The organism is Winslowiella iniecta (genome assembly GCF_001267535.1).
GTDB classification, from domain to species: domain Bacteria; phylum Pseudomonadota; class Gammaproteobacteria; order Enterobacterales; family Enterobacteriaceae; genus Erwinia; species Erwinia iniecta.
This window is the reverse complement of the sequence record NZ_JRXE01000006.1, coordinates 64,640-84,118: the sequence shown is the minus strand read 5'-3', so window position 1 is coordinate 84,118 and position 19,479 is coordinate 64,640. Positions and strand designations below refer to the sequence as shown.

Here is a 19,479-nt window from a genome sequence, read left to right as displayed (position 1 = left end):
TTGAAAGGACTGAAAAACCATGTCTCATATCAACCTTGAACCCGGTTTCGATTTTCAGCAGGCGGGAAAAGATGTATTACGCATCGAACGTCTGGGGCTCGAAGAGCTCGATCAGTATATTAACGACGACTTTAGCCGCGCCTGTGAAAAGATGTTTTATTGCCAGGGCAAAGTGATTGTGATGGGGATGGGCAAGTCCGGCCATATCGGCAAAAAAATGGCCGCCACCTTTGCCAGCACCGGTACACCGGCGTTTTTTGTCCATCCGGGCGAAGCCAGCCATGGCGATCTTGGTATGGTCACCGCCAGTGATATCGTGATTGCGGTTTCCAATTCCGGCGAATCGGGTGAAATTCTGGCGTTGATCCCGGTACTAAAGCGGTTGCAGGTTTCACTGATTTGCCTGACCAGCCGTCCGGACAGCACCATGGGGCGTGCCGCCGATATTCATCTGTGCGTCAAAGTGCCACAAGAGGCGTGCCCGCTCGGTCTGGCACCGACGTCCAGCACCACGGCGGCGCTGGTGATGGGCGACGCGCTGGCGGTGGCACTGCTGAAAGCGCGTGGCTTCACCGCAGAAGATTTTGCCCTTTCTCATCCGGGTGGCGCGTTGGGGCGCAAATTATTGCTGCGCGTCAGTGATATCATGCACAGCGGCGATGAAATACCTCATGTCAGCAAAGATGCCTCACTGCGCGATGCACTGCTGGAGATCACCCGTAAAAATCTGGGTATGACAGTGATCGTCAATGACTTAATGAAGATTGAAGGGGTATTCACCGACGGTGACCTGCGCCGGGTGTTTGATATGGGGATCGACTTCCAGAACGCCTCAATCGCCAGCGTGATGACGCCGGGCGGCATTCGCGTGCGTCCTGCCATGCTGGCGGTTGATGCACTGAACCTGATGCAAACCAAACATATTACCGCCGTGATGGTTGCCGATGGCGACCAGTTGCTGGGTGTGGTACATATGCATGACATGCTGCGCGCGGGCGTAGTCTGAAAAGGAAACCAGTAATAATGAGTCAGACAGAGGCAGTGGTCGACACCTGCTACGGTGCCGTCAGCCAGGAAGTCATGGCACGAGCCAAACAGATCCGCCTGCTAATTTGCGATGTTGACGGCGTCATGTCCGACGGCGTGATTTATATGGGCAATTCCGGCGAAGAGCTGAAAGCGTTTAACGTACGCGATGGCTATGGGATTCGCTGTCTGCTGACCTCATCGGTGGAAGTGGCTATTATAACCGGCCGCAACGCCAGACTGTTGGAAGATCGCTGCAAGACGCTGGGAATTCAACATCTTTATCAGGGACAGTCGGATAAGCTTTTGGCCTTCGGCGAACTTCTGGATAAACTGTCACTCAGCCCGGAGCAGGTCGCCTATATCGGTGATGATTTAATTGACTGGCCAGTGATGGCGAAAGTGGGATTAAGCGTCGCCGTCGCTGACGCGCATCCGGTACTGCTGCCGCGGGCGAATTATGTCACCCGTATTGCAGGGGGGCGCGGCGCCGTTCGCGAAATCTGCGATCTGATACTGATCGCGCAGGATAAGTTTGATGATGCCAAAGGGCAATCTGTATGAGTAAAACCAGGCGTTGGATTACGCTACTGCTGGCACTGATTGCCATTATCCTGGTGGGCTGGAGCCTGACCAATGATGATGGCCAGGAGCCGGTCGCCACTAATAATCAGCAACCGACCTATACCAGTGCCAACTCCAGCACCGTGGTTTATAACCCATTGGGCGCACTGAGCTATAAACTGGTCTCCGACAAAGTGACTTACTTCCAGGAGCAAGAGGTGAGCTGGTTTGATAATCCGATCATGACCACCTATGACGAAAACAAAGTCCCCACCTGGTCAGTACGCTCGGATAAGGCCAAACTAACAAAAGACCGTAAACTCTTTCTGTATGGTCATGTCGAAGTTAATAGCCTTACACAGGATTCTCAACTGGAGCGTATCAAAACCGATAATGCTCAGGTTAACCTGGTCACGCAGGACGTGACGTCCGACGATCAGGTCACGATTTATGGCCGCAGCTTTAACTCTACCGGTATGAAGATGCGTGGAAATTTACGGACGAAAACTGCCGAGTTGCTTGAAAAGGTCAAAACCTCTTATGAAATTCAAAATGCACAACAACCACAGCCTTAAACTCCTGCTGATCGGCGCACTGTTCGCCACCAGCCTGCCGGCTTTCGCGCTGACCGGTGACTCGGAAAAGCCGGTCAATATCGACTCGGAAAACCAGTCGCTGGATATGCAGGGCAACGTGGCGACCTTTACCGGGAATGTCATCGTGACTCAAGGCTCGATCAAAATTACCGCTGATAAGGTGGTGGTTACCCGGCCAGGCGGCGACAGCAGTAAAACGGTGGTTGACGCCTGGGGCAACCCGGCGACCTTCTACCAGATGCAGGATAATGGCAAGCCGGTCAGAGGCCATGCGCAAAAAATGCATTATGAACTGGCGAAAGATTTCATTGAGTTGACTGGTAACGCTTATCTTGAGCAGCTCGACAGCAACGTGAAAGGCGATCGCATTACTTATCTGGTAAAAGAACAGAAGATGCAGGCCTTTGGCAACAGCGGCAAACGCGTGACCACTGTGCTGGTACCTTCGCAGTTGCAGGACAAAGGCACACCGTCCAACAATCAGAAAAAGAGTAACTAATTCGCTATGGCAACCTTAATCGCTGAAAACCTGGCGAAGGCTTACAAAGGCCGTCGTGTGGTGGAAGATGTCAGTCTGGAAGTGAAATCTGGCGAGATCGTTGGTCTGCTGGGGCCAAACGGTGCCGGTAAGACCACCACCTTCTACATGGTGGTCGGCATTGTACCGCGTGATGCCGGTCGCATTGTGATTGACGAAGAAGATATCAGTATCCTGCCGTTGCACGCGCGTGCGCGTCGCGGTATCGGTTATCTGCCGCAGGAAGCCTCGATCTTCCGCCGTCTTAGCGTTTATGACAACCTGATGGCGGTGTTGCAGATCCGTGACGATCTGACTTCCGAGCAGCGTGAGGATCGCGCCAAAGAGCTGATGGAAGAGTTTCATATCGAGCACCTGCGTGACAACCTTGGTCAGTCTCTTTCCGGCGGTGAACGCCGTCGCGTCGAGATCGCACGTGCGCTGGCCGCCAATCCGAAATTTATCCTGCTGGATGAACCCTTCGCCGGTGTTGATCCGATCTCAGTGATTGATATCAAGAAAATCATTGAACATCTGCGTGACAGCGGCCTTGGCGTGCTGATTACCGACCACAACGTGCGCGAGACTCTCGCGGTTTGTGAGCGGGCATATATCGTCAGCCAGGGTCACCTGATCGCTCACGGTACGCCGGAAGAAGTGCTGGCCGATGAACAAGTTAAGCGCGTCTATTTGGGTGAAGAGTTCAGACTCTGATATGGTGTTTGTTTCACGCATGATTTCTTAGGAATTTGTATCCTGAATATGAAGCAAGGTTTGCAACTCAGGCTTAGCCAACAGCTCGCGATGACGCCGCAATTGCAGCAGGCCATTCGTTTGCTGCAACTTTCCACGCTTGAACTGCAGCAGGAAATACAGCTGGCGCTGGAAAGCAACCCACTGCTTGAGCAAACCGATATCCATGAAGAGATCGACGCCCGCGAATATCAGGAGAATGAGAACGAAGCTCTTGATACCCGTGAGGCGCTTGAACAGAAGGATATGCCGGAAGAGCTGCCGCTGGATGCAACCTGGGATGAAATTTACACTGCCGGTACCCCTTCCGGGACCGGTACTGATTATCATGATGATGAACTGCCGGTTTATCAGGGCGAAACCACCCAGTCACTGCAAGACTACCTGATGTGGCAAGTCGAGCTGACCCCCTTCACCGATACCGACCGCGCCATTGCCACCTCGATCGTTGATGCGATCGACGATATGGGCTATCTGACCGTCACCCTCGAAGAGATCCATGACAGCATGGGTAACGAGGATCTGGCGATGGACGAAGTGGAAGCGGTGCTGAAACGTATTCAGCGCTTTGATCCGATCGGCGTCGGCGCACGCGACCTGCGGGATTGCTTACTGGTACAGCTGTCGCAGTATCCGACGGAAACCCTGTGGCTGAAAGAGGCCAGGTTGATCGTCAGTGAGCATCTTGATCTGCTGGCCAACCATGATTTTCGCAGCCTGATGCGCGTTACCCGCCTGAAGGAAGATGTGCTAAAGGGCGCGATGTTACTGATCCAGTCGCTTGATCCTCGCCCTGGTCAGTCGATCAATACCAGTGAACCTGAGTATGTGATCCCCGACGTGCTGGTGCGCAAAATTGGCGGCCGTTGGGCAGTCGAGCTGAATGCAGACAGCGTACCGCGACTTAAAATCAATCAGCACTACGCCTCACTGGGCGGCAGCAGCCGTAACGACAGCGACAGCCAGTTTATTCGCAGTAATCTGCAGGAAGCGAAGTGGCTGATTAAAAGCCTGGAAAGTCGCAATGACACGCTGCTGAAGGTGTCACGCTGTATCGTGGAACAGCAGCAGGCTTTTTTCGAGCAGGGCGAAGAATTTATGCGACCGATGGTGCTGGCAGATATCGCCTCTGCCGTCGACATGCACGAATCAACCATTTCGCGTGTGACCACGCAAAAGTATCTGCACAGTCCACGTGGAATTTTTGAGCTTAAGTATTTCTTTTCCAGCCACGTCAATACCGAAGGTGGCGGCGAAGCCTCCTCTACCGCTATTCGCGCGCTGGTGAAGAAACTTATCTCGGCGGAAAATCCCGCCAAACCGCTGAGCGACAGTAAGTTAACGACTATGCTATCAGATCAAGGCATCATGGTAGCGCGTCGAACTGTGGCAAAGTACCGAGAGTCTTTATCCATCCCGCCATCGAACCAGCGCAAGCAATTGGTTTGATCTGAACTGAGAAGGAAGACACTATGCAGCTAAATATCACAGGGCAACATGTTGAGATCACTGAACCATTACGTGATTTCGTTAATAGCAAATTTGCCAAACTGGAACAGTATTTTAGCCAGATAAATCAGGTTTATATTGTTCTGAAAGTGGAGAAGGTCACTCAGGTGGCCGACGCAACGCTGCATGTGAATGGAGGCGAGTTGCACGCAACCTCGGAAGCGGTGGATATGTACGCGGCGATTGACGGGTTAATTGATAAACTCGCGCGCCAGTTAACTAAACATAAAGACAAGTTAAAACAACACTAAATTCACCCTGTATCATCGGCAGCGGGATCAGGCCGGGGCGAATTTATTCGCCCCGTTTGATATGGCACAGCAAACGTTTTGTGCCAGCGATTCGCAGCCGATGACGCAGATTGCTGTCAATAATTAGCTGCTTTTCTCACCGAATGGCGAGTAAAGTAAACCGATGAGCCAGCATAAGTGAACACGTAAGTGAAACTATGATGAACAATGATCTAACACTGGAATTAAGCTCTGTCCTTAGCGTTGACTGTACCCGCAGCGGCGTACACTGCCAGAGCAAAAAGCGGGCGCTGGAAATTATCAGCGAATTGGCAGCGAAGCAGCTTAATCTTCCGCACCAGACTATCTTCGAAGCGATTCTGACCCGTGAGCGTATGGGCAGTACGGGTATCGGTAACGGTATCGCCATCCCACACGGTAAGCTGGAAGAGGATACGCTGCGCGCCGTTGGCGTGTTTATCCGTCTTGATCAGCCAATCGCTTTTGATGCCATTGATAATCAGCCAGTGGATCTGCTGTTCGCCCTGCTTGTTCCGGCCGATCAGTGTAAAACACATTTACACACGCTCTCTCTGGTGGCGAAACGACTGGCGGATAAAACCGTCTGTCGCCGTTTACGTTCAGCGCAGAGTGACGAAGAGCTGTACGAGATCATTATTGAGAGTCAGGAATAAAACCACCAGACTTTGGCACGGCTGTTCGGTCGTATTAATCGGGAGAATATTTAATGGTGCTGATGATCGTCAGCGGTCGTTCTGGTTCAGGGAAATCTGTTGCACTACGCGCGCTGGAGGACATGGGTTTTTACTGTGTCGATAACCTACCAGTAGTGTTATTGCCTGAATTAGCGAACTCACTGGCCGATCGCAACATGTCTGCGGCGGTCAGCATTGACGTGCGCAACATGCCAGAGTCGCCTGAGATCTTTGAGAAGGCGCTGACCAGCCTGCCGGAAAGCTTCTCGCCGCAGCTGCTGTTTCTTGACGCCGATCGGAATACGCTGATCCGGCGCTACAGCGACACGCGACGCCTTCATCCGCTTTCCAGCAAGAATCTGTCGCTGGAGAGTGCCATTGATGAAGAGAGTGACCTGCTGGAGCCGTTGCGCTCCCGTGCCGATCTGATTATCGACACCTCGGAAATGTCAGTGCACGAGCTGGCGGAAATGCTGCGTACCCGTCTGCTGGGCAAACGCGAGCGTGAGCTGACCATGGTGTTTGAATCTTTTGGCTTCAAACACGGTATTCCGATCGATGCCGATTATGTGTTTGACGTCCGTTTTCTGCCGAACCCGCACTGGGATCCGAAACTGCGTCCGATGACCGGTCTGGATCGCCCGGTTGCGGCGTTCCTCGATCGTCATACTGAAGTGCATAACTTTATCTATCAGACCCGTAGCTACCTTGAGTTATGGTTGCCAATGCTGGAAACCAATAACCGCAGCTATCTGACGGTGGCGATTGGCTGTACCGGGGGTAAACATCGCTCGGTGTATATTGCTGAGCAGCTGGCAGATTACTTCCGCTCACGCGGTAAAAACGTGCAGTCCCGCCATCGTACGCTGGAAAAACGTAAATCATGACCGTAAAGCAAACCGTGGAAATTCAGAACAAACTGGGCATGCATGCACGACCGGCGATGAAGCTGTTTGAGCTGGTACAGAGTTTTGATGCAGAAGTACTGCTGCGTAATGAAGCCGGAACCGAAGCTGAGGCCAGCAGCGTGATTGCGCTGCTGATGCTCGATTCGGCTAAAGGCGGTCATATCGAAATTGAAGCCAGCGGCCCCGAGGAAGAACAAGCGTTATCAGCGGTAATCGATCTGTTTAACGCCGGTTTCGACGAAGATTAACCTTCGAAACCCGTAGGGGCGGCGTTCTCGCCGCCCCTACGGGGGTTAGCACCCTCATAAAGGCTTCCCCTACTCGCATCCTTAATTCAGGTTATGCTCTTGCAGGAACCCTTCCCCGCCCAGCTGTCGCATCTGGCGCAAAATCCACTGCTGCCGCTGCTGCACGTAGCCAGAGGGTGCATCCGCCTTATAACGCCGCGGGCTGGGCAGTACCGCCGCCAACAGCGCTGCCTCGGATTGCGTCAGGCGACTGGCCGGTTTATGGAAGTAGCGCTGTGAAGCAGCTTCCACGCCAAAAATACCCTCGCCAAACTCCGCCACGTTAAGATAGACCGTCAAAATGCGGCGCTTGGTCCAGACCACCTCAATTCCCAGCGTCAGCCCGGCCTCAAGCCCTTTACGCAGCCAGCTGCGCCCGTCCCAGAGAAACATATTCTTGGCAGTTTGCTGACTCAGGGTTGAAGCACCACGGATGCGGGTCGAGCGCTCATTATGATCGAGCGCCGAGGCAATCGCGTTCATATCAAATCCCCAGTGGGTCGGAAATTTTTGATCCTCAGCAGCCATCACCGCCAGCGGCATCCACGGCGAGATCTCATCCATGCCCACCCAGTCGGCGTGCGCAACATAAGCAAAATCGCCCTGTAGCCAGGCACCGAGCTGCCGTTCCACCATTACCGCCGAAAAAGGCACCGGCAGAAAAGCAAACAGCAGGATGCCCGCAATCCATATTGCGGCCACTGCCAGCACCGCGCGTAACAGCCAACTTTTCAGTCGTTGTAACCAGCTTCCCCGACGCTTTTTCATGCAATCATTTCCACCACGCGTTTGACCAGCTTATCGATTCCGCTGGCAGCGTCATCAATTGAGCCGGCCAGCATGGTTGCCGGAGTGGTGACAATTTTATGTTCTTCGTCGACAACAATGTCATCCACCGGACAAGGGACGTGAATTCCTCCCATTGCTTCAATCACTTCCGCGTACATGGAATCGGTTCCAATGGTGATGCGTATCGGTGCATCGATCAGTAAAGGCAGGATAGCCGGTGCAATACAGATGAAACCAATTGGTTTGCTTTGCTTATAAATTTCCTGGGTAAGCTTTTGCAGATCTGTATCAATGACACAGTCCGCACCGGCGTCAGCGAAGCGACTCAAGTTTTTTGCCACACCAAAACCACCTGGTAAGATCAGTGCATCAAGCTGAACGGAATCAGCCTGATTAATAGGTAAAACTTTACCTCTGACAATTCGGGCAGATTCCACTAACACGTTACGTGACTCCGGCATTTCTTCGCCAGTAATGTGATTAATAACATGAAGTTGCGGTTTATCCGGCGCAAAGCAAATCGCCTTCGCTCCCGCCCGCTCAATGGCCAGTAAGGTTAAAACGGTTTCGTAAATCTCACTGCCATCAAAAACACCACAACCGCTTAAAATTACGCCAATACACTTCATAAATTAATTCCTTACTTGACTGTGTCAGCAAATTAATGTTTTCTGTGTGGAAACGCTGTTCCATATCACACATCTTAATGAATCTTCCTACAAGTCTTGTGAGATTTGCTAAGGTGACTTGAGCGTTTTATCCAATACCGCGCCTGGGCATGAAATTATTCCTATCAGAATAGCCGAGGCAAGAGTTTCCCTGGTGTTGGCGCAGTATTCGCGCACCCCGGCCTCGGTCGGGGTCATTTTTTTTCAGCGTTCTGAACCCATTCGCGCAACACATTGACGTCGTGCTGCCACTCCTGTTTCAGCTCATCAATCCATTCCTGCACGTTATCCCACCAGGCGGGCAACTCCGGGCTTTGAATCTGTTTCGCCACCTGCTGCAAATGCTGTAAACCTACCGAACCGGCAGCACCTTTGATTTTGTGCCCCTCTTCGGCGATGCCCTTCTGGTCACGCGCCATCATATTGGAGTCAAGCACTGCCAGATAACCCGGCATCATCTGTTCAAACATCGCCAGGCTTTGATGAATCAGTGATGGCCCCACCAGCTCGATATACTGCTCCAGCATCGGTACATCCAGTAATGCCAGTTTCTCATCATCGACGATGATGCTTTCCACTACCTCGTCTGCTTGCTGACAATCCCAGAATTTCTTGATCATTGCGGTCAGTGCCGGTACCGCTAATGGCTTACTCAGCACCTCGTCCATGCCGGCATCAAGGTATTCGCGCTTGTCTTTCAGTACGTTGGCAGTCAGCGCCACCAGCGGCGGCAGATGTTGGCCGGCAAAACGCTGATGAATTTTACGCGCCACGTCCAGACCGGTCATATCAGGCAGCTGAATATCCAGCAGCACCAGATCAAACTCTTCCGGCTGGAACATCTCCAGTGCTTCGCTGCCGGTCATCGCCACTTCGACGCTGTTACCCAGTTTCTCCAGCACGGAACGCGCCACCACCACATTCAGCTCAATATCCTCAACCAGCAGCACATGCAGCGCCGGCAGCGGCATTTCATCTTCAGGCTGCTCGTCTTCGACCTCTTCGGCGACCCGCGGCGCATTAATCTCCATACTGAAACAGGAACCCTGCCCCGGCGCACTGTGCACCGTAATATCGCCGCCCATGCTCTGCGCCAGCCGACGCGATACCGCCAGCCCGATACCGGTGCCGGTCGCAGGCTTGCCGCCGTGCTGATCCTTCACCTGATAATACATGGCAAAAATTTTATCCTGCTCGTCCTGCGGGATGCCCATCCCGGAATCCTGCACCTCAAAACGCAGGCGCTCATCGTCGTGATACTGCACCCGCACCACAATCTCGCCCTGTTGGGTAAACTTCACCGCGTTGCCAATCAGATTCCACAGGATCTGCCGCAAACGTGTACCGTCGGCAATAATTTTATGCGGCAGCGGCAGTTGCGGAGCCATAACAAACTTCAGCCCTTTTGGCTGCGCTAACAACCCGGACAAATTTTCCAGGTCGGCAAGGAAACCCGTGAAATCAAGCGGTTGATTATCCAGCTGTACTTTGCGTCGCTCGATTTTGTCCATCTCAATCACATCGTTAAAAATATTGCCGAGGGTGATAGCGGAAACATGGATGGTTTTCAGGTATTTCAGCTGCTCCTGATTCAGATCGGTATCCAGCAGGATACGGCTCAGACCGACGATGCCATTAAGCGGCGTACGCAGCTCGTGGCTGATGGTCGAGATAAAAGTGGTCTTCTCCCGGCTGGCATTCTCTAACGCGTCCTGATAGCGCTTCCGTTCGGTTATATCGCGTCCAAAGCCCATCAGCCCGCTGCGTTTACCGACCCGGTCGTAATACGGCACTTTACGAATTTCAAAACAGGCTTTACGCCCATCAGGATATTGCAGCCACTGTTCGTAGGTCAGCGAGACGTTATGACGGAAGACTTTCTCATCAGTTTCCAGCACTTTCGTGGAAGCTTCGTCGTCATACACATCTTTTGGCGTCAGGCCAATCAGCTGCTTCTCGCTTTTACCGGTAAGCAGCTCCATCGCACGGTTACAGCCGGAGAATTGCTGATCGATATTGCGGTAGAACACCAGGTCAGGAGAGGCATCAAGAAACGAGCGCAGAAAAGAGGATTGCTGCTCCAGCTCGATTTGCGCCTGTTCGCGCCGCGCCATCTCCTCTTTCAGCTTAACCATCACTTGCAGACGCGCTTCTTCCGCTTTAATACGGTCGGCAATTTCCTGATTCAGCTGACTGATGTTCTCTTTCATCTGCTGATTAAGCTGAAGATCGCGATGACGCATTTCCTCCAGTTTATCCACCAGACGCGCCAGGCGCTGGCGTGACTCCTCAAGCTGTTCAACCACCACCGAAAGGAAATAGACCGCCCACGGAGTGATCAACAGACCGAAGAACACCGATCGCACCACATCAATACTTTCAACATGGCCGCGCAGCAGCATGGTCACCGCCATCTGCACCACCATCGCCAGTACCACCAGCGCCGAGGCCAGTAACAGCGAAAAGCGCACCAGACCCAGTTTCACCATCAAATCAACATAGTACTGCGCCAATAAACGAATTTGCTTCATAACAGCTTCCTTCCTGGTCAACAGGCACAATCATATCTTACTTTCAGTAATCGCGTGGCGCTGCCGGATCGGCGGCGCAGACGCTATTTTCGCACCGGGCTGGTGCATTGTTCGCGCCAAATTGGTGCAAAGGCCACGCCTGGCGCGGGCTTTATGCAATTACCCCAGGAAAGCTATTGACTAATTTTTGCAAGCGCCTAATCTGATGAGCCGCCTGTGTAAATGGGCTTTTCTGCGCAATTTTTGCTTCTTATTACGATGACCTTGCTCTGTCGTCCGGCCTCCCCATATCAAAACGAATAATCATTCATCTTTAGCGAAATTTTAATCAGTTCTGGCGTGATTAATTTTACTAATGATGGGTCGCTATTTACTTCAAATATGCACACCAGGCAAAAACAGTTTCATCCTGCGGCAAAGGGGATTTTATCAGCAGATCGTGCTGTAATTACCGTCAGCACCAGCATGGTGCAGGTATTTGCTGTCTGCACTATAGTGAGTCAGCTCACACTTCTCAGGTCAATTTAGCTTACCCGATACCGATAAAAATAAGCATTAAATTCATAAATTTCAACAACATAAACACACAAAGACTTAAAAAGGCATAAGTAAGAACGCTATTTGACCTCTGTACGCTTTCCCGATAAGTTGGAAATCCGCTGGATGCATTTCTGACGGGCCAGTGTCTCGGCATATCTATGCAGCAAGAAGACTCCCTCATGATGCAAGTTATCTCCATCTAAGAGACCCGGAAAGTAGAGAGCAAGCCCCCACTCATGGACGTTTTAGACTTTCGCTAAGTGAAATGTTCGGAGTGACGGCGCCCGCGTGTTAGCGCTCAAAAAAATGATACAGAATCCGCTCAGGCTGACGCGATGGCGCTCTGTGTTTGAAACAATAAAAGTAATGTCAAAGCAGTAATTTAAGGAGGCCCTCGATGTCCAATCAAACCCCGTATCCCTATGGCTTGTATGATCCATCAAAAGAAAGTGATAGCTGTGGCGTGGGTTTTATTACACGTAAGGACGGCGAGCAAACCCATGAGATACTGCAAATGGCGCACAGTGCGCTTTGCACCGTACCTCACCGCGGCGGCATGTCTGCTGAAGGCGTAGGTGACGGCGCAGGTGTTAACGTCGATATCTCGTTGCACTTTTTTAGAAAAATTACCGGCCAGCCGCTGGAGTTCGGCCGTTTCGGCGTGGGTAACTTCTTTGTGCCGAAAGATCCGGCGTTACGTGCCAATGCCGAGCGCCTGGTGGAAGAAACCTTCGCCGTGTATGGCTTCCCGATAATCGTCAAACGTGATCTGCCACTGGATGCCAGCGTGCTGCGTCCTGCTGCAATCCAGTTTCAGTTACCGATCGTTCAGTGGGTGTTTGCTGCCCCGCAGGATGTCGATGATCAGAATGGTTTCGAACAGCGCATCTACCGCGCACTGCTGGATATCGAGTCGCGCGCCTTTACCGAAAGCGAATTTGGCGGTCTGTATCCGCTGTCGCTCTCTTCGCGCACGCAGGTTCTGAAAGCGCGTCTGAACTCTAATGAAGTCATCCCTTACTTTAAGGATCTGACCGATAGCGATCACCAGGTGCGCGGTCTGTTCTTCCATACGCGTTTTTCGACCAACACCGATCCGCACACCACCATGGCGCAGCCGTTCCGTCTGATGGCGCACAACGGTGAGCTGAATACCGACCGTAAAAACCGTATTGCCGAAGCCGCACTGGCACTGGCGCGTGGTAAGAAAATCGTCCGTCCAAAGGGGCAGTCTGACAGTTCGCGCCTCGATCAGAGTATTCACAGCCGTCTGATGGAAGATAATCTCGACCTGATCAATGCCGTGGTATCCATGATGCCACCAGCGTGGGAGAACGACGACTCGCTGTCTGACAATGTGCGCGCCATGCTGGAATACTTCTCTTTATATGAAGAGAAAAACGATGGCCCGGCGGCGCTGATTTTCGGTAATGGTGACATCATCGGCGCACGTCTTGACCGCCTCGGTCTGCGTCCGCTGCGCTCAGTGGAAACGGCTGAGTATATCGGCGCGATGTCCGAAGCAGGTCAGATCGCCTTCCCGCCGGAGAGCGTATTACGCCGTGGTCGTATCGAAGCTGGCGGCATGCTGTATTACGATCACAGTGAAAAACGCAGCTACACCACGCTGGAAGCACTGGAAAAACTGGCGGCGGAAAAAGATTACCCGGCACTGCTGGAGCAAGCGCGCGTAACCTTAGGCGATTTGCCCGTAGTACCTGCCGAGCAACAGGGCTCGCCACTGCGCTACAGCGGCGATCTGAAAGCTTACCAACGTTTTGTGGCTTACTACTACAACCAGGAAAGCTTCAAATTTATGATGGACCCGATGTTGTCTACCGGCGCTGAAAAGATTTCAGCTATGGGCTATGGCAACGCGATCAACGGGTTATCCGATCATGAAGGCGGCATGGCGCACTACTTCTCCCAACGCTTTGCCCAGGTAACCAACCCACCGCTGGACTCCATCCGTGAAGCTGACGGTATGACCTTGCGCGTGGCGCTGGGTGCCAAGCCGCATCTGGGACGCAGCAAGGGACAGCAGATTATCGTACCGACGCCGATCCTGACCCATCTGGATATGCTGCAATTACGCGAGCAGAAAGTCGCGCCTTATGCGCGTTTTGAAATGTTGTACCAGCCAATCATCGGCACTGACGCGCAAAGCCGTCAGGACAATGCCCGCGCGCTGGAAAACGCCATCGACGATCTGGCGCAGCAAGTGGTCGAGTTTGCGCGTGCCCAGGGCGGTATCGCGGTGATTACTGACCGTCATATCTCCTCTACCCGCGCCGCGATGCCAATGCTGCTGGTGGTCTCCGCCATCAACCAGCGCTTAGTGCAGGAAGGTCTGCGTCTTGATGTCTCGCTGGTGGTTGAAAGCGGCCAGAGCATTTCATCACACCATATTGCCGCGACGCTTGGCTTTGGCGCATCAGCGATTTATCCGCTGGGCGTTCAGATGCGCGCTGAAGAGAAATACGGCGAAGGCGAAGAAGGCAATAAGGCATTTAAGCGCTATGCCAAAGCAGCGGAAAAAGCGCTGATGAAAACCATGGGTAAAGTTGGTCTGTGTACCGTGGAAAGCTATAGCTGTGGTGAGTTCTTCGAGCCAAACTTCCTCGATACCGACGATGCGGTGCTGAAGAAATACTTCCCGAATATTAAAACGCCGGTCGGCGGCGCCAGCTTTGCGACTATCGCCCAGATGGCGGTGGACTGGCATCAGAGCGCGCTGAAGATCAAAGGTGAGTCTGAAGTGCCATTGCTGGGTCTGTTTAAAGAGCGCGCAGAAGGTGCCGGGCACTCCTACGGCACCATTGCGGTGCGAACCTTTATTGATATGACTGAGCAGCCGATCCGCTTCGCCGATAAGCCACGCGAGGACGATCAGTTTATCCGCCTGCTGACGCTGGCCAGGCTGGATAACGCCTTCAATATCAAAGCCAAATCTTTTGCCGACAGCAGCTTTGAGCGTATTCCTGACGAGGTGATCGATAACTTTACCATCACGCCGGATTATCGTCAGTTCTCCAGCCTGATGCATGAAGAACGTAAACGTCGCCCGGCCGCACTGCGCGATATTCTCGCCTTCCCGGCCGATCTGACCCATGTCGATAGCCTGGCGGAATTCTCCCGCAAGCTGAGTCGCTACTCGTTAATCAACAATGGTTTCGCCATTCGCGGACTGGTTTGCGAAACCCACGCGGACAATGCAGGCCTGTTCACTCTGCGCCTGACTGACGCCATTGAAGGGCTGAAGCCAGAAGCTGAGCGTCTGGCGGCGCTGTCGACCGCGCTGAAAAACCGTTTTGCCGCAGATATCGCGCATACGGAAATGGTTGCCGGTGGCCTGCAAGTCAGTGCGCACGGCAAAGCGGCCGACTATCTGGCGCGTATTTTCACCACTTCACCTTCACTGCCGTTAAGTGAAGTGCAGCCTGCCAGCGAAATCACCCGCACCTTCGCCTCGGGCGCGATGAGCCACGGTGCGCTGGTTGCTCCGGCACACGAAGCGGTGGCGCACGGCACCAATATGGTTGGCGGCATGAGTAACTGTGGTGAAGGCGGCGAGCACTATTCGCGTCACGGCACCATTCGTGCCTCGCGCATCAAACAGCTGGCTTCCGGCCGCTTCGGTGTCTGGGCTGCCTATCTGGCCGACCCGATGCTGGAAGAGCTGGAGATTAAGATCGGCCAGGGCGCAAAACCCGGCGAAGGTGGTCAGTTACCGTCAGCAAAAGTGACGGTAGAAATCGCGGCAGCGCGTGGCGGTACACCTGGCGTGGAGCTGGTTTCCCCCCCTCCGCACCACGATACCTATTCAATTGAAGATTTGGCTCAGCTGATTCATGACTGTAAAGCTGCGCGTGTACGCGTGATTGTCAAACTGGTTTCCTCAGAAGGGATCGGCACCATCGCGGTCGGCGTGGCGAAAGCTGGCGCGGATGTGATTAACGTCGCGGGTAATACCGGGGGAACTGGCGCGGCTTCGGTCACCAGTCTGAAATACACCGGACGCGTGGCAGAAATCGGCATCGCCGAAGTTCATCAGGCGCTGTGTGCCAACGGCCTGCGCGAGAAAGTCATTTTACGCTGCTCCGGCGCACAACAAACCGGTAGCGACGTAGTGAAATCCGCCCTGCTCGGCGGCGACAGCTTTGAGTTCGGAACTACCGCGCTGATGATGCTGAAATGTGTGATGGCGAAGAACTGTAACGTCAAATGCCCGGCGGGTCTGACCACCAATGCCGAAGCCTTTGATGGCGATCCGCGTCAGCTGGCGCAGTACTTTATCAACGTCGCCCATGAAGTACGCGAAATGCTGGCGCGACTGGGTCTGCGCTCGCTGCGTGAAGCGCGGGGTCGTTCCGAATTACTGCATCTGATGGATCATCCGCGTGAAGTCGGCAAACTCGACCTGCGTGCAATGCTGACCGTGGTGCCGGAGCAGAAAATTGCGCATCCGGTCTATCTGGAGAAAGATTTCGCGCTGGATGAAGGCTGGTTAGCGCGGCTAAATGGCTCACTGGTGGCGCAGGGCGCAGCCCACATCCAGTTGGGTGATGGCATTACGCTGAATAACCGCCACAAGAGCGTGGGCGGGCAGCTGGCGATTGATATCGAGCGCATGCTTAATCATCAGCTGGATGACGCGCAGTTGCAGACCATGCCAGCGGCACTGTCTGACGATCGCGGACGCCGTTATCTGGCTCCGGCTACCGTCACTATCTCCACTTCCGGCTCTGCGGGTCAGTCGTATGGCGTGTTCTGTAATGACGGCATGCAGCTGACCCATAGCGGCACCTGTAACGATGGCGTCGGTAAAGGCCAGTGCGGCGGAGAAATAATTGTGCGTTCACCAGGCGGCGGCTCGCAGGATACTGACGGCAACGTGCTGATTGGTAACTTTGCGCTGTTTGGTGCGACCGGCGGTCGCCTGTTCGTCCAGGGCCAGGCCGGTGACCGCTTTGCGGTGCGTAACTCCGGTGCGACGGCGGTGGTCGAAGGCGTCGGTGATTTCTGCTGCGAATATATGACCAACGGTGCCATCCTCAACCTCGGTACTTTCGGTAAAGGATTTGGTAACGGTATGAGCGGCGGTTTCGCATATCAGTACGACCCGTATGGCACATTAGCTGCGCATGCCGCAGGCGACTCGGTGCTGTTTGGCTCGATTGCTGATGACGATGAAATGGCAAAAGTGCACAAACAAGCGGTGCTGACAATGCTGAACTGGCATCTGGAAGCCACCGGCTCTGAGCGTGCGGCGTGGTTACTGGAACACTGGGAGACCGAGTGTCAGCACTTTGTCTTCGTGATGCCGCGTTCCCTGCTGCTGTATCAGGACAGCGTTGAAATTCTGAAGGCTAAAACCCGTAAGGATCTGCTGGAAGAGCTGTCTACCGCGCTGGCCAGCCATCAGGTAACCAAATTCAAGAACGCCTGGCGTAACCGCACTACCATCGCCAACGGCGCAGTACCGAGCTACGGTGCGACCGACACGCCAGAAATGTTTGTGTTGCTCAATAACTACACCGTACTAAGTACCGTGCAACAGCTGGCCCTGTCACGCTTGCCGAAGGGCACCTCTGTTGAGGATCCGGCGGTCGAGAAAGCGGTGCGCAACCTGCTGATGACGGAAGATTTTGCCCTGATCAGTAAGCTGCAACGCCATGCCCGCTCGGCGATTGAAAACTACAGTGATGAAGAACTTTCGTGCCTGATTGCCGCCAAGCGTATGGCGGATTACAAAGCGGCACTGACGCAACGCAATATTCGTTCAATGGACAGTCTGGCCACTTACGGCTGGATCATTTATCAGGATGCGCGTAACAGAGAAGTTCTGGGACGACTGCCTGACTTTGAAGAACTGTTTGCCCGTGCAGCATTGCCGGAATTAGCTGCGGCGGTCGGGAAATTGTCCTGATTGCCAGCAACACTGAATGTGAATATTGACTGAACATGTTGAAAACGGGATTGAGTACAGAAAACCGATGAAGATTCCTTATATTCCTGAAGATGCGCCATTTAATGGTGAGCAGAAATATTGGCTGGCGGGCTTCCTCGCTGGCTTACATTCACGCCTGCTGGTACTGGAAGACAAGCAGCAGACCACCGCTGGTGCGGCGGCTGCGGCGACCACTCAGTTGCATATTCTGTTTGGTTCGCAGACCGGCAATGCTGAAGCGCTGGCGCAAAGCGCAGCGAAAGCGGCACGCGCCAAAGGGCTGGTGCCTGTGGTGCAGGGGCTGGGTGAAGTTGATATTGACGTGTTCGCGACCATGCGTCATGTGCTGATCATCACCTCTACCTACGGCGAAGGCGAAATGCCGGATAACGCGCAGTTATTCTGGGATGCGATTTCCGCCAGCACCGCGCCGCGCCTTGAGCAGATGCACTTTGCCGTGCTGGCGATTGGTGATACCGGCTACGATGGCTTCTGCCAGGCTGGTAAGTTCTTCGATATGCGCCTGGAGCAGCTGGGTGCCAAACGCGTGACCGATCGTATTGACTGTGACGTGGATTATGAAGAACCTTCGGAAGCCTGGATCGGCGGCGCGATGCCACAGTTTGCTGCCAGCGCTGGCAGCAGCGGTACCGCACTGGAGAACTTACCGGAAGCACCGGTGATTCCGGGCAGCAATAAACAGAATCCGTATGCTGCGGCATTAATTACCAATAAACGCCTTTCTGGCGCGGACTCCGGCAAAGATATCCGCCACTTTGAATTTGATCTGACCGACAGTGGACTGAAATACGAAGCCGGTGACGCGCTGGGCGTGTTCCCGGTCAATGACGCCGTGTTAGTTAAGTTACTGCTGACGCAGCTGAAAGCCGACTACGATATGCCGGTTCCTGGCTTCGACCGCAGTTTAGGCGACCTGCTGACTTACCAGTTCGAGATTTCTGAACCTTCACGTAAGTTGATCGACTGGGTCGGCCAGAACACCACCAACCAGGAACTGCGCCATGTTCTGCAACATGACGACAAAGATGCGATGGGCGTCTGGTTGTGGGGCAAAGACACGTTAGATCTGCTGCAACTGGAGCTGACCCGTTCACTGAGCGTGCCGGAGTTTGTGGCATTGCTGCGTCCGTTGCAGCATCGTGCTTATTCGATCTCCTCCAGCCAGAAAGCGCATCCTAATCAGGTGCATCTGACCATTGCTTCCGTGCGCTACCACAGTTCAGGACGCGCACGTAATGGCGTCTGCTCCACTTACCTCGCCGAACGTGTTGGCCGCGGTGAAAAGCCGGCGATCTTTATTTCACAAAATAAAGCCTTCCGCGTACCGGCGAAAGATGATGCACCTATGATCATGGTCGGTCCCGGCACCGGTATCGCCCCGTTCCGCGCCTTCTTACAGGAGCGTCAGGCCACCGGCGCGTCAGGTAAGAACTGGCTGCTGTTTGGCGATCAGCATCAGGAGCATGATTACATCTATCAGGATGAACTGGTGGCATGGCATCAGAGCGGACTGCTGACACGGCTGGACCTGGCATTTTCCCGCGATCAGTCAGAAAAAATTTACGTGCAAAACCGCATGCTGGAGCAAGGTGCTGAGCTGTTTGCCTGGCTGGAGCAAGGGGCTTACTTCTATGTCTGTGGCGACGCTTCGCGTATGGCTAAAGACGTCGACCATGCGCTGTATGAAGTGATTACCCGCTTTGGTGGCCTGTCAGAAGAGGGCGCTGCGGAGTATGTCGACAAACTGAAGAAAGAGAAGCGCTATCTGCGCGACGTCTACTAATCTGACATCCCTTCCAGAGGCGGCTTTATGCCGCCTTTTTTATTGCCTGCTGTTATCGGCTGGCGCTAATCAATAACCTCGCTACACTCAT

Annotated in this window: 15 protein-coding genes; 12 read left to right on the top strand and 3 right to left on the bottom strand. The window is 53.6% G+C overall.

Annotated elements, in window-relative coordinates:
* The first annotated feature begins 19 nt into the window (after positions 1 to 19).
* The 10 genes from kdsD (at position 20) to npr (ending at position 7,067) form a co-directional block, all read left to right on the top strand.
* A complete protein-coding gene (gene kdsD / locus NG42_RS05490) occupies positions 20 to 1,006 on the top strand; it encodes an arabinose-5-phosphate isomerase KdsD (protein WP_052898267.1) in 987 nt (328 codons plus the stop codon).
* Positions 1,007 to 1,023: 17 nt separating this feature from the next.
* The gene (gene kdsC / locus NG42_RS05485; RefSeq protein ID WP_052898266.1) at positions 1,024 to 1,590 is read left to right on the top strand and encodes a 3-deoxy-manno-octulosonate-8-phosphatase KdsC; all 567 of its coding nucleotides are present in this window, start codon (positions 1,024 to 1,026) and stop codon (positions 1,588 to 1,590) included.
* Positions 1,587 to 2,165, top strand: a complete 579-nt coding sequence (gene lptC / locus NG42_RS05480) for an LPS export ABC transporter periplasmic protein LptC (RefSeq protein WP_052898265.1) — start codon at positions 1,587 to 1,589, stop codon at positions 2,163 to 2,165. Before kdsC ends, lptC begins: the two co-directional genes overlap by 4 nt.
* Positions 2,131 to 2,685, top strand: coding sequence for a lipopolysaccharide ABC transporter substrate-binding protein LptA (lptA, locus tag NG42_RS05475; protein WP_052898264.1), 555 nt, complete (start codon positions 2,131 to 2,133; stop codon positions 2,683 to 2,685). The genes lptC and lptA overlap by 35 nt, the downstream gene beginning before the upstream one ends.
* Before the next feature lie 6 nt (positions 2,686 to 2,691).
* Entirely contained in the window at positions 2,692 to 3,417 is a 726-nt protein-coding gene (lptB, locus tag NG42_RS05470) for an LPS export ABC transporter ATP-binding protein (RefSeq protein WP_052898263.1), read from the top strand.
* 48 nt (positions 3,418 to 3,465) lie between these two features.
* Positions 3,466 to 4,905, top strand: coding sequence for an RNA polymerase factor sigma-54 (gene rpoN / locus NG42_RS05465; RefSeq protein ID WP_052898262.1), 1,440 nt, complete (start codon positions 3,466 to 3,468; stop codon positions 4,903 to 4,905).
* 23 nt (positions 4,906 to 4,928) lie between these two features.
* On the top strand, positions 4,929 to 5,216 hold the full coding sequence (hpf, locus tag NG42_RS05460; protein WP_052898261.1) for a ribosome hibernation promoting factor: 288 nt from the start codon (positions 4,929 to 4,931) through the stop codon (positions 5,214 to 5,216).
* Between the two features lie 200 nt (positions 5,217 to 5,416).
* Positions 5,417 to 5,890 carry a PTS IIA-like nitrogen regulatory protein PtsN gene (gene ptsN / locus NG42_RS05455; protein ID WP_173581470.1) on the top strand — a complete coding sequence of 158 codons (474 nt, stop codon included), beginning with the start codon at positions 5,417 to 5,419 and terminating at the stop codon, positions 5,888 to 5,890.
* Positions 5,891 to 5,943: 53 nt separating this feature from the next.
* A complete protein-coding gene (gene rapZ, locus NG42_RS05450; RefSeq protein ID WP_052898259.1) occupies positions 5,944 to 6,798 on the top strand; it encodes an RNase adapter RapZ in 855 nt (284 codons plus the stop codon).
* Positions 6,795 to 7,067: a PTS phosphocarrier protein NPr gene (gene npr, locus NG42_RS05445; RefSeq protein ID WP_052898258.1), complete on the top strand. Its 273-nt coding sequence runs from the start codon at positions 6,795 to 6,797 to the stop codon at positions 7,065 to 7,067. Before rapZ ends, npr begins: the two co-directional genes overlap by 4 nt.
* An 81-nt stretch (positions 7,068 to 7,148) precedes the next feature.
* On the opposite strand, the gene mtgA is transcribed toward npr, so the two are convergent.
* The 3 genes from mtgA to arcB all read right to left on the bottom strand — a co-directional run bounded on the left by mtgA (position 7,149) and on the right by arcB (position 11,094).
* A complete protein-coding gene (gene mtgA, locus NG42_RS05440) occupies positions 7,149 to 7,874 on the bottom strand; it encodes a monofunctional biosynthetic peptidoglycan transglycosylase (protein ID WP_052898257.1) in 726 nt (241 codons plus the stop codon).
* Complete coding sequence (gene elbB, locus NG42_RS05435; protein WP_052898256.1) at positions 7,871 to 8,524, bottom strand: isoprenoid biosynthesis glyoxalase ElbB; 654 nt, start codon at positions 8,522 to 8,524, stop codon at positions 7,871 to 7,873. Before elbB ends, mtgA begins: the two co-directional genes overlap by 4 nt.
* A gap of 233 nt (positions 8,525 to 8,757) precedes the next feature.
* Positions 8,758 to 11,094, bottom strand: coding sequence for an aerobic respiration two-component sensor histidine kinase ArcB (gene arcB, locus NG42_RS05430; RefSeq protein WP_052898255.1), 2,337 nt, complete (start codon positions 11,092 to 11,094; stop codon positions 8,758 to 8,760).
* Between the two features lie 937 nt (positions 11,095 to 12,031).
* Here arcB and NG42_RS05425 point away from each other — a divergent pair.
* Together NG42_RS05425 and NG42_RS05420 are read left to right on the top strand one after the other, a co-directional pair.
* On the top strand, positions 12,032 to 17,563 hold the full coding sequence (locus NG42_RS05425; RefSeq protein ID WP_052898254.1) for a glutamate synthase-related protein: 5,532 nt from the start codon (positions 12,032 to 12,034) through the stop codon (positions 17,561 to 17,563).
* Positions 17,564 to 17,630: 67 nt separating this feature from the next.
* Positions 17,631 to 19,388: a sulfite reductase subunit alpha gene (locus NG42_RS05420; protein ID WP_052898253.1), complete on the top strand. Its 1,758-nt coding sequence runs from the start codon at positions 17,631 to 17,633 to the stop codon at positions 19,386 to 19,388.
* The last annotated feature ends 91 nt before the right edge of the window (positions 19,389 to 19,479 follow it).